A 13,777-nucleotide genomic window follows, 5' to 3' on the forward strand; every position below is an offset into this window, starting at 1 on the left:
AAGTTAACCCATAACTCTAATGAAATCCTTGGCAAAATAGCTGGCTATGATATTGGCTCCGGCTCTTTTGATAGCGGTCAATTGTTCCATCATCACGGCATCATGGTCCAACCATCCTTTTTCTGCTGCAGCTTTTAACATCGCATATTCTCCAGAAACCTGGTACACTGCAACAGGGACATCCACTTCGTTTTTGATTTCCCGAACGATATCCAGGTAGGGCAAGCCTGGTTTTACCATTACAATATCCGCTCCTTCATCTACGTCCATCTGGGTTTCACGGATGGCTTCAAAACGATTGGCAAAATCCATCTGATAGGTTTTTTTGTCCTTGGGCACATTGGCAATATCAACTGGAGCGGAATCCAAAGCATCCCTAAAGGGACCATAAAAAGCACTGGCGTATTTGGCCGAGTAACTCATAATACCTGTATTCTGAAAACCTTCATCTTCCAAGGCTTCACGAATGGTGAGGATGCGACCATCCATCATATCACTAGGGGCAACAAAATCTGCCCCGGCTTGGGCGTGGGACACACTCATTTCTGCCAATACCTCTGAAGTCTCATCGTTAAGGATTTGTCCTTCTGCCACAATGCCATCGTGCCCGTAGGAAGAAAATGGATCTAATGCGACATCTGTCATCACCAACATTTCTGGGCAAGCATTTTTTACTGCTTTGATGGCTCTTTGCATCAATCCGTTGGGGTTCAATGCTTCGGTACCTTTGTTGTCCTTCAGGTTGTCGGGAACCTTAACAAAAAGTAGTACAGCACAAAGTCCCATTTTCCAAAGTTCCTGAACTTCTTTTTCCAGATTGTCCAGGCTAAGTCGATAGTAATTTGGCATGGAAGGGATTTCTTCCTTGATGCTTTTTCCTTCAACGACAAAGAGAGGAACCAAAAAATCGTCAGGGGTCACAATAGTTTCCCGAACCAGTCTTCGGATGGATTGGGAGGCTCTGAGTCTTCTATTTCTAATTAAAGGGTACATGATATTAGTTTTAAGCTCTAAGCACTCAGTTTTATGTTTAAAGCGATATTTTTATTGTATTGATTAATGCTGCTAGCATTTTTTTGATTTCGTCTATTTCAGATATAATGTTTTTTGATGTTTCTGATTCAATATACCCTAATTCCGAAGCTAAAAGTAAAAGATAATCCAATTCGTGAGCAGAACCTGAAGCAAAGTATAAAAATCGAATAAATTCTTTTTGGGTTTCTCTTCCACAACCTTCTGCAATATTTGTTGGAATAGAAACGGAAGCTCTATTCATTTGAGAGGTTAGATTGTATAGTTCTGATTTTGGAAAATCTCTGGTTATTCCATAAATACTGATTACAAGTTGGTGTGACTTTTCCCAGACCTTATAATTTTTATAGTTTGCCATAGCTTGGAACTTATTGCTTTGGACTCTAGGCTAGATATCAATTTCACCAATTAGATAAGGCATAGCCTTGCCAGATATTTTAACGCGATCGCCCAAATGTTCACAAACCAAATCGCCTCCTCTTTTGGAAAGCTGCTTTGCGGTCATTTTGTTTTTGTTCAATATTTGGGACCAATATGGTGTCATGGAGGTATGGGCAGAACCGGTAACCGGATCTTCAGGGATGCCGCATTGGGGAGCAAAAAAGCGGGACACAAAATCTACTTGGTCGCCTGGCGCGGTGACGATAACACCTCTACAATCCAGTTGGTCCAAAAGGTGATAATCTGGATCAATGGCCTCTATTTCTTGCTGAGAATTAAAGACCATCATGTAGTCTGTTTTTCCTTTTAAAGTCTTGATGGGTGTCAAACCTATAGCAGCATCCAGTTCAGGAATGTTTCGGATGGCCACAATGGTATCTGTTGGAAAATCCATGGTCATCCATCCATTGGACTTCTTTTCTACCAATAACTCCCCACTTCGTGGAGAATAGAATTTAATGATCTTGTCCGTAACTCCATGGTAGTTGAAGAGCACATATGCTGATGCCAGTGTGGCGTGCCCGCATAGGTCAACTTCTGTTTCAGGAGTAAACCATCGAAGTTCAAAGATGTTGTTTTGTTGAACAATGAATGCGGTCTCGGCCAAGTTGTTTTCCTGTGCTATTTTTTGCATGGTGTCGTTCTCCAGCCATTTGTCCAGAATACAAACGGCGGCTGGGTTTCCACCAAAAACATGGTCGGTGAACGCATCTACCTGATATAGTTTCAATTTCATATTGTAAAACTAAGGATTAAACCCATTTCTTGGGCTTTTTAAGCACCTTGATCAACTTTTCTTCTTCGGTTCCCGGCTCGGGTTGATGGTCATACCGCCATTGCACATGTGGGGGAAGGCTCATAAGGATACTTTCTATTCGACCATTGGTTCTTAATCCGAAGAGTGTTCCTTTGTCATGCACCAGATTGAATTCAACATATCTTCCCCTCCTGATTTCTTGCCAATCTCTGTGCTGTTGGCCGTAGGTTATTTCTTTTCGCTTTTCAACAATGGGCACATAGGCATCGAGGAAACTGTCTCCGACTTCGGTGACAAAACTGTACCAAGCTTCCATGTCCATTTGGTCTGTTGCTTTGCAATAATCAAAGAAAAGTCCACCAACTCCCCGTGCTTCATTTCGATGTGCGTTCCAGAAATAATCGTCACATTTCTTTTTGTAGGTTGAATAGAACTCTGGATTGTGGTTATTACAGACTTTTTTACAAACGGTATGAAAATGGGCTGCATCCTCATCGAACAAATAATATGGGGTAAGATCCTGTCCTCCTCCAAACCATTGATCTACAATATTCCCAGCTTTGTCATACATCTCAAAATATCGCCAGTTGGCATGCACCGTTGGGACCATGGGACTTTTAGGATGAATCACCAAGCTTAGTCCACAGGCAAAGAAATCGGCATCTTGTACGCCAAAATATTGCTGCATGCTCTTGGGCAACTCTCCATGTACCGCTGAAATATTGACTCCTCCTTTTTCAAATACAGCACCATTTTCAATTACCCGGGTCCTTCCGCCTCCACCACCTGGTCTTTCCCATAGGTCCTCTCTAAATGTTGCCTCGCCATCCACTTCTTCCAATTTGGAAGTGATGGAATCTTGAAGTTGTTGAATGTACTCGTAAAATTTATCCTTCATGATTTCTCGGTGATATGAACAAGTTGGTCATCTAATTTATCTAAAGAGATGCTACTATCTATTTTTAGGGAATTTGCTGTCATATTTTGGAAAAGCGCGATAGCTTCATCTTCTGTTATTTGAAAGTTGGTCATAAAAAACAAGCGTCCAACTTTGTTGTTGTGCAGATCCATTTTCCGGGCCAATTCATTGTTTGGAAATGCATTCTCATGCCAATCCGTAATTTTTTTTGTCCAACTGAGCACCTTTTTCTCATTCTTCTTGAATGCAAAACACCTTTTTGCGATCAAATAGTTCCAAAGTACATGCCTAAAGGCATTGGCAGGGCCATTTTTAAAGTGCGACCGACCATAGAGGTCATTTGATATCTTTAGACATTCCCTAGTGGCCCGTAATGTTGGCAAAAGAAATCTGGGATGGCCCATTCCAATAATGGTTACCTTCAGGATGTTTTTAAAACTTACCCTCTTCAGGACTTTAAACGGGTTCACGCTCCATATTCTTTAACAGCTTCTATAAAAGCTCCAGCATTTTCCACTGGGATATGGGGTAAAATTCCATGCCCCAGGTTCACAATGTATTTGTCTTTCCCAAACTCGTTTATCATTTGGGTTACCATTTTTTTGATTTCCGCAGGAGGCGAAAGAAGACGTGCAGGATCAAAATTACCTTGTAAAGTCACCTTTCCGCCAGTTAAATAGCGTGCGTTCTGGGCAGAACATGTCCAATCCACTCCAACTGCGGAAGCTCCTGATTCAGCCATTTCCTTTAAGGCAAACCAGCAACCTTTTCCAAAAACAATGACGGGGGCCACTTCTTTCAAAGCGTCCACAATTTGTTGAATGTAGGGCCATGAAAACTCAAGATAATCCTTTGGAGAAAGCATGCCTCCCCAGGAATCAAAAATCTGTACTGCATTTACTCCAGCTTTTACCTTCGCTTTTAGATAGGCAATTGTGGTATCCGTGATTTTTTGGAGCAGTTGATGGGCGGCTTGTGGCTGCATAAAGCAAAAACCACGGGCCTTATCAAAGCTTTTGCTTCCTTGACCTTCTACGCAATAGCACAAAATAGTCCAGGGAGAACCTGCAAAACCGATCAATGGAATTTCGTCGTTCAATTTTTCCTTGGTCATGGTAATGGCCTCCAAAACATAGCCCAGGGAATCTTCAATGTCGGGAACAATCACTTTGTCCAGATCTTCTGTAGAACGGATAGGATTGGGAAGGTAAGGGCCAAAATTGGGTTTCATTTGCACCTCAATGTCCATGGCTTGAGGAATGACCAAAATGTCGCTAAAGAGTATGGCGGCATCCATACCAAAACGTTCAATGGGCTGTACCGTAATTTCGGAAGCCAACTCTGGAGTTTGACAGCGGGTGAAAAAGTCATACTTCTTTCTGAGCTTCATAAATTCTGGAAGGTAACGTCCCGCTTGTCGCATCATCCATACGGGTGGGCGTTCTACACTTTCTCCTTTTAAGGCCCGAAGGAATAAATCGTTTTTAATCATTTTGGGTATAGTGTTTTATCGCTTGGACCAAAACGTTTTCAACGGTCGGCCTGTTAGCTATTGTTATATTTTGTGTGTGTTTTTTAGCTTCTTCAGCTGTTGTATCTCCGATGCAGAAAGCTCTACTTTTGCCCAATGCATTCTCTTGGAGAAAAGATTGTATACCGCTGGGACTGAAAAAAAGTATCCCATCAAAGTTTCTTCTGAATTGTTTTGAATCCAAATGGGTCTTGTATAATTCTACTTCTTTATAACAAATGTTATTTTTTGATAGTTTTGTCGGGAGTTCATTCCTTCTAAGGTTTCCACAAAAAAACAGAAAAGCTTCATTTTTATGGAATTTTGCGATAAAAGTGGCCAAATCAGAAGCATTTTTGCTCGTTTCCAGCACTTTTAAGCCATTTTCTTCCAAAAGTGCCCTTGTTTTTATGCCTACGCAAAAACCACTGAATTTGGAATAATCAGTTCCTTTAGTCAGCTTTAAAAAAGCTTTTACCGCATTTTGACTTGTGAATATCAGATTGCCATGATTCAATGGAACTGCCACCTTGAGGTATTCGATTTTTATAGCATCGTATTCGACCAAACCCAGACCCGAGTTCAGGAACAATTCTCTTTGAGAAGGTGTAAGTACTTTAGTGGAGAGCACTGTTTTCATTTCTAATTTCCTTCATCAAAGTTTCTCCTCCTTTTTGCAGGACTTCTTGAGCACATTTTTGACCAAGCTTGGCGGTTTTGGATAATGGAACATTTTTTTCAATTTCAATTTTCTGTTTGCCATCCAGGGAAAACAATGCTCCTTTAAAATGTACCGATTGGTCATTTACTTCAGCTAAAGCACCTATTGGTGCAGTGCAGCCGCCTTCCAAGGTTCTGAGGAACTCCCGCTCAATCGTCGTTGTTATCTCGGAATCTTTGTGGTTGAGTTTGCCAGCAGCTTCCGTGCAGAACAAATCGTCCTCATTTGATACGACTACCATAGCACCTTGGGCCGGTGCGGGAACCATCCAGTCCAGTACCAGGGCATCTTTTGGCATTAGTTTGATTCTTTCTAGTCCTGCCTGGGCAAAAATTGCCCCGTGCCAATCATTTTCAATGAGTTTAAGGAGCCTAGTGTTGACATTTCCTCTTAAATCCACCACATGATGATTGGGGTATTGGTGCAACCATTGTGCTTTTCTTCTTAAACTTCCAGTTGCGATGGTCGCGTTGTCGTTTGAGTTTAAGAAATTCAAACCTTTATGTACCAATATGTCATGGGTAATTGCCCGTTCCAGTACGGCCACCTGAATTATTCCTTTAGGAAGTTGTGTAGGAACATCTTTCATGGAGTGGACAGCAATATCAATTTGGCCTTTGATCATTGCCACGTCCAAGGTCTTGGTGAATATTCCTGTAATTCCCAGTTCGTAAAGTGGTTTGTCCAGAACTTGGTCGCCAGTAGATTTTATGGGAACCAAAAGCGTATCGTAACCTAGGGCCTCGAGTTTCTGTTGCACCGTGTTTGCCTGCCACAATGCCAACTCGCTATCGCGAGTACCAATCCTTATGACTTTGCTCATTTTGAATTGATTTCTAGCTGGAAGACTTTTTGTATGAGTTCTAGGCTGTCTTCGGTATCTACCTCAGAGCGTTTGAGATGGTTGGCAAACTGTTTGGTTATTTTTTGAATGATACGTTCCGAGATGATTTCTGCTTGATCTTGATTGAAATCAGATAGCTTTTTGGAGTGAAAATCAATCTCCTCAGCTTTCATAACGGTTAGTTTTTGCTTAAGAGCATTGATCACTGGGGCAAATTTTCTGGTTTCCAACCATTTTAGAAAGTCTTTTTTCACTTCGTCAATAATGATTTGGGCTTTTGGAACATCTTTTTTTCGCTGAACCAAGGTTTCATCGGTTATTTGCGAAAGTTGATCTAAGTGCACCAAGGAAACATTTTCAAGTTCCAAAACATCATCGGAAACATTCTTGGGAACAGAAAGATCCAGAATCAACAATGGTTTCTTGGCATAGATAAGGTTCTTGGAAATTGTGGGCAATTGAGCTCCAGTAGCAACAACCAAGATATCCGTTTTTCTTATTTCGGTCTGAAGATCCCCATAATCCTTCACGGTAAGCTTGAACTTCCCTGCAATGGCCTCCGCTTTTTCCCGGGTCCTGTTGATCAGTGTAATGTGGGAATTGTTGGAATGTTTTATGAGGTTTTCACACGTATTCCTTCCTATTTTGCCAGTTCCAAACAACAAAATATTCTTGTTGGAGATGTCGGTAACATTGTCCAAAATATATTTTACTGAAGCAAATGCCACAGAAGTTGCCCCGGAAGATAGTTCCGTTTCATTTTTGATTCGCTTGCTTGCCTGGATTACCTGGTTGCATAAACGCTCTAAAAAAGGATTGGCCATTTCATGCTTTTTGGAACGGTAGAAACCTTGCTTGATTTGGCTAATGATTTCAAAATCTCCTAAAATCTGACTGTCAAGACCTGTACCTACCTTGAACATGTGCGAGATTGCGTCATGGTTTTTGTACACATAGGCCACTTCCTGGAACTCCTCAACGGTACCTTGGGTTTCCTCGCACAACAATTTGATCAACTGATAGGGATGTTGGGCAAAACCGTACAATTCTGTTCTGTTGCATGTGGAAATTGCCAAAAGGCCATCTATTCCAAGGTCCTGAGCCTTGACCATGATATGGTCTATGGAAGGAACATCCAAGCTAAACTTTCCCCTGACCTCAGCATCTGCCTTCTTGTAACTTAGCCCAATGGCGTAGAAGGAATTATGTTTTGATATGTGATAGTTCCTCATATAAGGATGAAATCGTGCCACAAAAATAACAGCATTGTTTATTAAAAAATAACGCCAGCGGAACTATTAGTGATAAATAAGACGACTTTATCCTTTATTTTTCTTAAAAACAGCGAAAAAGGCTGTATTTATTGGTATATTTGATGTGTAAATATATAATTTAGAGTCATTCTAAATAGAATTTTTTGATTTTCATACCACAATTCTACCATGGAAAACATCGCTAAAGGTTCATATGAGGAAATTTATGTACAAGAAGGGTTTTATGTGCTTAAAATTCAAAATGATACCGAAGAATCCAAAGTCATAGAACGGGAAATTGACAGTTCTTTCATTCAATTCCATTTTTGTTTGAAAGGAGAATCTAAATTTCATTTTAACCAGGGCAATTATTACCTGGAAGTTTCCGAGGAAAACTCACTATTGCTTTATAACACCCAAAAGAATCTTCCTTTACACTTGGTTGTTTCCCCCAGGACATGGCTTTTGTCCGTGGTAATGACCATCAGAAATTTTCATTCGCTTTTCTCTGACGAAGCGGGCTACATTCCTTTTTTAAGCGAAGAGAACAAGGAGAAAAAATACTATTCCCAAGAGGGGGTTTCCCCAGCCATAGCGGTAGTGCTAAGCCAGTTGATGAGTTATAACCTTCACCCTTCCATAAAGCAGCTTTATATTAAGGGAAAGGTCTACGAGCTCATTTCCCTTTACTTCAACAAGACGGAAGATGCTGATTTAGAACAATGTCCCTTTTTAGCTGATGAAGACAACGTGCGACGTATAAAACTGGCCAAGGAGATTATTATTTCAAGGATGGCGGAACCTCCTTCACTTGCTGAGCTTTCAAATGAAATTGGGTTGAGTCTCAAGAAACTCAAAGAGGGTTTCAAACAGATTTATGGAGACTCTGTTTATAGTTTTTTGTTCGACTATAAAATGGAATATGCACGAAAAATGTTGGAGACAGGGAGACATAATGTCAATGAGGTCGGCTTAAAGGTTGGGTACAGCACTTCAAGTCATTTCATAGCCTCTTTTAAAAAGAAGTATGGCACCACGCCAAAAAAATATTTAACTTCCAATTCCTAAAATCAAATACATGAAATTTTTAAAATTCACCCTTTTGTGGGCATTGTGTTTTGTGGTTTCCACAAACGCACAGAATAAGCCAAAATCTGAAGAAAATAAGGAGGTAAAAATGCCGGAATTGGTCATGGTCTTTACCAAAACAGCAGGGTATCGTCATCAATCTATTGAGAAAGGTGTGGAGACGTTACGGGAGTTAGGTCGGGAAAATGGATTTATAGCATTGCAGACCGAATCTTCCGAAGATTTTAATCCCCAAAACCTGAAAAATTATAAGTTGGTTGTCTTTTTGAGCACCACAATGGATGTTTTGGATAACAATCAGCAAAAAGCATTTGAAGGTTATATCAAAAATGGAGGAAGCTTTTTGGGCATCCATGCTGCTGCGGACACCGAATACGACTGGGCTTGGTACGGGAAAATGGTAGGAGGTTATTTTGAGAGCCATCCCAATAACCCCAATGTGCTGGATGCAACAATTGAAGTTTTAAATAAAACGCATCTATCCACCAAGCATCTTCAGGATACTTGGAGAAGAAGTGATGAGTGGTACAATTACAAAAACCTTAATCCAGCTGTCACGGTATTGCTAAATCTGGATGAGGATAGTTATAAAGGAGGCACCAACGGAGAAAATCATCCCATTGCTTGGTTTCATAAATTTGATGGTGGAAGAGCTTTTTATACAGGGGGGGGACATACAGAGGAATCCTTTGATGAACCTGAATTTAGACAACATTTGCTTGGGGGCATTTTATGGTGCTTAGCGAGAAAGTAGTGTAGGCCTAGCTACAATTATCCCAATATTGTGTTTGATTCCCTTGAGGTAATCCACCAATGGTTTTTGGGTAATCTCTACTTCACCATTTTTACTTGAAGCGTGCAGAAAATGCAATCTTCCATCAGGTTGGTGTATGGCAATTCCGGTGTGGGTCACATCCAATCCTTTAATAGAGGTGGCTAAGGCAATAATGTCCCCGGACTGAATCATCTTTTCCTTTTCCTGAATTTGATTTTGTGGCAAAATGCAAAGGTTTTCTATGGCCAATTTTTTTTCCACTTCCAGGATGGCTTCGAAGTTTTCATCAGTGCTTAAAAACGGATATAAAGAGCGGTGCGTTCCCATAAAATTAATGGCCTTGTTATGCTCCTCTCCTCCCAGTTCCGAAGTAATGTCCTTTACCAAACCCTTTTGTTCATTATTGCTGATCCATTCCGTAAAATAGTGTAAACGAGAGGGGTATCCGTCTAATTTTCCGTTTCTATACCGAATGGTTTCTAAATTTTCAGAGAAGTCTTCAAAGGAGTCTTGTTTCTTTTTCAGTATCAGACTAAAGGCCAATACATTTTCAACAAAAGTGGTACAGTCCAAACCTCTTAGATTGACGACTAAAGTTTCCTTGTCACCTACCTCCAAAGTTTTTTCCACATAAGGTGTTCCCATAAAAGATTTACCAATGCTAACAATGGAATCTCCCAAGGAAGTCCCTTGTGTTTTTTGAAGCATGGCAAATTTACTTTCAAAAAGTGGCTTGTCTTCCGGAGAACAGGTTATATGTTGAGCATTGACCATTGCTCCATAGAGGAATATGAGAAGAAATTTACTGTAGATTTTCATTGGCATCGGTTTGTTGTAAAAGTACCCTGGTCCTAGCAAGACTTTCTGGGTGGGTTTCTTGTAAATAAACAATCAATTTTTCCCTTACAAGGACCCGAAGTTCCCAAAGTGCTGAGGAATCCTTTGCACTCATAAGGGCCCTTGCCTCTACATAATTGGGTTTGGAATCTGTTACTTGAAGCGAATTTACCTGACCGTCCCACAGAGTTGTATTGCTCAGAATTCTTGTTAGTTCATCACGGAGTTTATCAAAGGGAACTGTATAATCAACATAAAGAAAAACGGTCCCCATAATATCGGCTGAGGATTTGGTCCAGTTTTGAAAGGGTTTATCAATAAAATAGGGTGTGGGAACAATCAATCTTCGTTTGTCCCAAATATTTACGACCACATAGGTGAGGGTGATTTCTTCGATTCTTCCCCATTCTCCCTCTACAATAACCACATCATCCAGTTTTATGGGTTGGGCAATGGCAATCTGAATGCCCGCAAGTATAGTACCAATGAGTTTCTGGGCCGAAAAACCGATAATGATTCCGGCAACACCTGCCGAAGCAAAAATGCTGATGCCGATTTCCCGTATTTCTTTAAAGCTCATAAGCGCCAAGCCTATGGCCAGTAGGATCACAATAAAAATAATGATACGTTCCAGTACAGTAAATTGGGTGTAGACTTTTCTGGCCTTCAAATTGTCCGTTTCAGCTATGTCATAGGTTTTAAGAACAATATGTTTTACGATTTTCAATAGGGAAATAATCAACCAGGTCATTGAAAGTATGAACAACAGTGTGCTGGTTTTCTTAAACCAAAACCCATAATCTTCAAGATTCAATAAATCCCTCAATGCGTTCATCCTAAGGAGGAAAGAAAGGAAAATCAAAATCAAAGGAGAGGCAAGCCTTTTAAAGGCAAGAGGGGGCAATAAGTACTTTGGATTTTTACCCAATCTTTTGACTAAAATGGAGGCAATTAAATACAACAAAACCAATCCAACTATGGCAATTGCCAAATAGATCAAGGATTGTTTTGAAACATGGTCAAAAAAAGTGTCCATATACAAAAATAGGCCAGAAAAACATATAGGTGATGGCAAAGCCACAGTTTTTAATTGAATATCGTTATCCGGCCATAAGAAACTATTTTGAATATGGAAATGCCAAGTCAACCCCAAGTTGTATTTTTAGGCCCTAAAATGAGCAGCTGTGAAAAAAGGAGTTTTGTTGGTCAATTTGGGCTCTCCAGATAGCCCTACGCCCAAAGACGTAAAACCATATTTGGATGAATTTTTGATGGATGAACGAGTGATTGATGTCAATCCAGTGCTTAGGAACATTATTGTCCGAGGAATCATTCTAAATACACGTCCCAAAAAGTCCGCTAAGGCCTATGCCAAAATTTGGTGGGAAGAAGGTTCTCCGCTGATTGTACTTTCTGAACGATTTATGGCCAAGGTGAACAAGGATATTGACATTCCGATAGCTCTTGGAATGCGATATGGTTCTATGAGCATCAAAAATGCATTGCAAGAACTCAAGGACCAAGATGTGGATGAGGTGCTGTTGATTCCTTTGTATCCGCATTATGCCATGTCATCTTATGAAACAGTGGTGGTCAAGGCTATGGAGGTCCAAGAAGAGCACTTTCCAGAAATGCATCTTACCACATTGCCTGCCTTTTACAGCAATGAAGATTATATCAAAGTGCTTTCAAAAAGTATATCCGAAGGACTTCAGGGCTTCGATTATGATCATATTCTCTTTTCTTATCACGGTATTCCCGAAAGACATATCAGAAAGTCCGATCCCACAAAGTTTCATTGTAAGTTGGATGCCAAATGCTGTACAACCAATTCCGTTGCACACCACACCTGTTATCGCCATCAATGTTATGATACCACAGAATTGGTAAAAAAGGAATTGGGATTGGAAGAAGGAAAGGTCAGTACTTCGTTCCAATCTAGATTGGGAAGCGACCCTTGGCTACAACCTTTTACCGATAAAGAGTTTGAGCGTTTGGCCAAGGAAGGTAAAAAGAGATTGGTGGTTATAACCCCTGCATTTGTCAGTGATTGTTTGGAGACTTTGGAAGAAATTGCCATGGAAGGCAAGGAAGAATTCATAGAGGCAGGAGGGGAAGAGTTCAGACATGTTCCATGTTTAAATGATCGTGATGATTGGGCAAAATTGATGTCCAATTGGATCAACGAGTGGCAGGCCAACGAAACCCTGCCCGTCTAAATGGCAAAGGTTTCTTCAGATCAATTAGGGACCGAGCCCATTGGCAAATTGCTGATTAAGCAGGCAGTGCCAGCTTCCATTGGTATTTTGGTAATGTCCCTCAATGTTTTGGTGGATTCCATTTTTGTGGGAAACTGGATTGGCTCCATAGCCATCGCTGCCATTAATGTGGTACTGCCCGTATCTTTTTTTATTGCCGCCTTGGGAATGGCCATTGGTATAGGTGGTTCCAGTATTATTTCCCGAGCCCTAGGTTCTGGAAACAAGGAGAAAGCCCTTAAGACATTTGGAAACCAGATTACCTTAACACTCCTGGTCACCATATCCATGGTGACCTTGGGACTGTACTTTGTAGATGATCTCATACCTGCTTTTGGCGGAAAGGGAGGCATATTTGATCCAGCCAAAATATACTATACCATAGTACTTTACGGAGTTCCTTTTTTGGCACTTTGCATGATGGGGAATACCGTTATCAGGGCCGAAGGTAAACCTAAGTTTGCCATGATTGCCATGATCATACCCTCTGTGGGAAACCTGTTGATGGACTATGTTTTTATCTACGTTTTTGACTGGGGAATGCACGGTGCCGCGTGGGCCACTACTGGTGGATATTTGCTCTGCTTTGGGTACATTTTTTATTTTTTCCTTTCCAAGAATTCCGAGTTGAAAATTAATCCGAGCCACTTTGGATTAAGCTCTTCAATTTTAAAGGAGATTGGCTCCCTGGGATTTGTGACACTGGCTAGGCAAGCCGTAACCAGTATAACCTACTTGTTGTTGAACAATATATTATTCAATTTAGGAGGTGAGGCCTTAGTGGCAGTGTATGCCATTATTGGCCGAATGTTGATGTTCGCCCTGTTCCCTGTATTTGGAGTTACACAGGGATTTTTGCCCATCGCCGGCTTCAATTACGGCGCGGTAAAGTACGATCGGGTAAAAGAATCAATTTATACCGCCATAAAGTATGCCGCCTTGGTGGCGACACTCGTTTTTGCAGGATTGATGATTTTTCCAACGGAAATAGCATCACTTTTCTTGAGCAATAGACCCAATTTGCCTGCTGAGGAATTGGCGGCCAACACCTTCGTACTTCAACATGCACCTTTGGCCATACGATTGGTTTTTGCGGCCACCCCAATTATTGCATTGCAATTGATCGGGGCAGCATATTTTCAAGCTGTTGGAAAAGCCATACCGGCTTTGCTGCTCACTTTGACCCGGCAAGGCTTCTTCTTTATTCCCTTGGTCTTGTTACTCCCTAGTTTTTTTGGTGAAATTGGCGTTTGGCTATCCTTTCCTATCGCCGATGTATTGGCAACCATTGTAACAGGATTCTATTTGAGAAAAGAGGTCAAGACAAAGCTTATAGGATAG

15 protein-coding genes are annotated in these 13,777 nt (G+C 40.9%); 4 read left to right on the top strand and 11 right to left on the bottom strand.

Annotated features, from left to right (window positions below; genetic code table 11):
• Nucleotides 1-3: 3 nt before the first annotated feature.
• Genes hemB through hemA form a run of 9 tightly spaced genes read right to left on the bottom strand, consistent with a single transcriptional unit; the run spans nt 4 to nt 7,456 of the window.
• The gene (gene hemB, locus DX873_RS11345; RefSeq protein ID WP_116184547.1) at nt 4-993 is read right to left on the bottom strand and encodes a porphobilinogen synthase; all 990 of its coding nucleotides are present in this window, start codon (nt 991-993) and stop codon (nt 4-6) included.
• A 37-nt stretch (nt 994-1,030) separates the two neighbouring features.
• Nucleotides 1,031-1,390, bottom strand: coding sequence for a four helix bundle protein (locus DX873_RS11350; RefSeq protein ID WP_116184548.1), 360 nt, complete (start codon nt 1,388-1,390; stop codon nt 1,031-1,033).
• Nucleotides 1,391-1,420: 30 nt separating this feature from the next.
• A complete protein-coding gene (locus DX873_RS11355; protein ID WP_116184549.1) occupies nt 1,421-2,209 on the bottom strand; it encodes a PhzF family phenazine biosynthesis protein in 789 nt (262 codons plus the stop codon).
• A 16-nt stretch (nt 2,210-2,225) separates the two neighbouring features.
• On the bottom strand, nt 2,226-3,128 hold the full coding sequence (gene hemF, locus DX873_RS11360) for an oxygen-dependent coproporphyrinogen oxidase (protein WP_116184550.1): 903 nt from the start codon (nt 3,126-3,128) through the stop codon (nt 2,226-2,228).
• A complete protein-coding gene (locus DX873_RS11365) occupies nt 3,125-3,619 on the bottom strand; it encodes a DUF6973 domain-containing protein (RefSeq protein ID WP_116184551.1) in 495 nt (164 codons plus the stop codon). The genes hemF and DX873_RS11365 overlap by 4 nt, the downstream gene beginning before the upstream one ends.
• Entirely contained in the window at nt 3,616-4,641 is a 1,026-nt protein-coding gene (gene hemE / locus DX873_RS11370; protein WP_116184552.1) for a uroporphyrinogen decarboxylase, read from the bottom strand. Before hemE ends, DX873_RS11365 begins: the two co-directional genes overlap by 4 nt.
• Nucleotides 4,634-5,299, bottom strand: coding sequence for a uroporphyrinogen-III synthase (locus DX873_RS11375; RefSeq protein ID WP_116184553.1), 666 nt, complete (start codon nt 5,297-5,299; stop codon nt 4,634-4,636). The genes hemE and DX873_RS11375 overlap by 8 nt, the downstream gene beginning before the upstream one ends.
• A complete protein-coding gene (gene hemC / locus DX873_RS11380) occupies nt 5,277-6,203 on the bottom strand; it encodes a hydroxymethylbilane synthase (protein ID WP_116184554.1) in 927 nt (308 codons plus the stop codon). The genes DX873_RS11375 and hemC overlap by 23 nt, the downstream gene beginning before the upstream one ends.
• Nucleotides 6,200-7,456, bottom strand: coding sequence for a glutamyl-tRNA reductase (gene hemA, locus DX873_RS11385; RefSeq protein ID WP_116184555.1), 1,257 nt, complete (start codon nt 7,454-7,456; stop codon nt 6,200-6,202). The genes hemC and hemA overlap by 4 nt, the downstream gene beginning before the upstream one ends.
• A gap of 210 nt (nt 7,457-7,666) precedes the next feature.
• Here hemA and DX873_RS11390 point away from each other — a divergent pair, with 210 nt between their 5' ends.
• Both DX873_RS11390 and DX873_RS11395 read left to right on the top strand, forming a co-directional pair.
• Entirely contained in the window at nt 7,667-8,545 is an 879-nt protein-coding gene (locus tag DX873_RS11390; RefSeq protein WP_116184556.1) for a helix-turn-helix transcriptional regulator, read from the top strand.
• Between the two features lie 10 nt (nt 8,546-8,555).
• Entirely contained in the window at nt 8,556-9,320 is a 765-nt protein-coding gene (locus tag DX873_RS11395; RefSeq protein WP_116184557.1) for a ThuA domain-containing protein, read from the top strand.
• Here DX873_RS11395 and DX873_RS11400 read toward each other — a convergent pair.
• On the bottom strand, nt 9,306-10,160 hold the full coding sequence (locus DX873_RS11400; RefSeq protein WP_232520902.1) for an N-acetylmuramoyl-L-alanine amidase-like domain-containing protein: 855 nt from the start codon (nt 10,158-10,160) through the stop codon (nt 9,306-9,308). The genes DX873_RS11395 and DX873_RS11400 overlap by 15 nt on opposite strands.
• Nucleotides 10,144-11,214 carry a mechanosensitive ion channel family protein gene (locus tag DX873_RS11405; protein WP_116184559.1) on the bottom strand — a complete coding sequence of 357 codons (1,071 nt, stop codon included), beginning with the start codon at nt 11,212-11,214 and terminating at the stop codon, nt 10,144-10,146. The genes DX873_RS11400 and DX873_RS11405 overlap by 17 nt, the downstream gene beginning before the upstream one ends.
• 148 nt (nt 11,215-11,362) lie before the next feature.
• On the opposite strand from DX873_RS11405, the gene hemH reads away from it, so the two are divergent.
• A complete protein-coding gene (gene hemH / locus DX873_RS11410) occupies nt 11,363-12,397 on the top strand; it encodes a ferrochelatase (RefSeq protein ID WP_116184560.1) in 1,035 nt (344 codons plus the stop codon).
• Nucleotides 12,398-13,777, top strand: a complete 1,380-nt coding sequence (locus DX873_RS11415; protein ID WP_116184561.1) for an MATE family efflux transporter — start codon at nt 12,398-12,400, stop codon at nt 13,775-13,777.

Origin of the sequence: Flagellimonas nanhaiensis (genome assembly GCF_003382275.1) — a bacterium.
Taxonomy (GTDB): domain Bacteria; phylum Bacteroidota; class Bacteroidia; order Flavobacteriales; family Flavobacteriaceae; genus Flagellimonas; species Flagellimonas nanhaiensis.

Bases quoted from the DNA above. Each gene is read 5' to 3' on its own strand.
- hemB (WP_116184547.1), bottom strand. From the start codon at position 993: ATGTACCCTTTAATTAGAAATAGAAGACTCAGAGCCTCCCAATCCATC.
- DX873_RS11350 (WP_116184548.1), bottom strand. From the start codon at position 1,390: ATGGCAAACTATAAAAATTATAAGGTCTGGGAAAAGTCACACCAACTT.
- DX873_RS11355 (WP_116184549.1), bottom strand. From the start codon at position 2,209: ATGAAATTGAAACTATATCAGGTAGATGCGTTCACCGACCATGTTTTT.
- hemF (WP_116184550.1), bottom strand. From the start codon at position 3,128: ATGAAGGATAAATTTTACGAGTACATTCAACAACTTCAAGATTCCATC.
- hemE (WP_116184552.1), bottom strand. From the start codon at position 4,641: ATGATTAAAAACGATTTATTCCTTCGGGCCTTAAAAGGAGAAAGTGTA.
- DX873_RS11375 (WP_116184553.1), bottom strand. From the start codon at position 5,299: ATGAAAACAGTGCTCTCCACTAAAGTACTTACACCTTCTCAAAGAGAA.
- hemC (WP_116184554.1), bottom strand. From the start codon at position 6,203: ATGAGCAAAGTCATAAGGATTGGTACTCGCGATAGCGAGTTGGCATTG.
- hemA (WP_116184555.1), bottom strand. From the start codon at position 7,456: ATGAGGAACTATCACATATCAAAACATAATTCCTTCTACGCCATTGGG.
- DX873_RS11390 (WP_116184556.1), top strand. From the start codon at position 7,667: ATGGAAAACATCGCTAAAGGTTCATATGAGGAAATTTATGTACAAGAA.
- DX873_RS11395 (WP_116184557.1), top strand. From the start codon at position 8,556: ATGAAATTTTTAAAATTCACCCTTTTGTGGGCATTGTGTTTTGTGGTT.
- DX873_RS11400 (WP_232520902.1), bottom strand. From the start codon at position 10,160: ATGAAAATCTACAGTAAATTTCTTCTCATATTCCTCTATGGAGCAATG.
- DX873_RS11405 (WP_116184559.1), bottom strand. From the start codon at position 11,214: ATGGACACTTTTTTTGACCATGTTTCAAAACAATCCTTGATCTATTTG.
- DX873_RS11415 (WP_116184561.1), top strand. From the start codon at position 12,398: ATGGCAAAGGTTTCTTCAGATCAATTAGGGACCGAGCCCATTGGCAAA.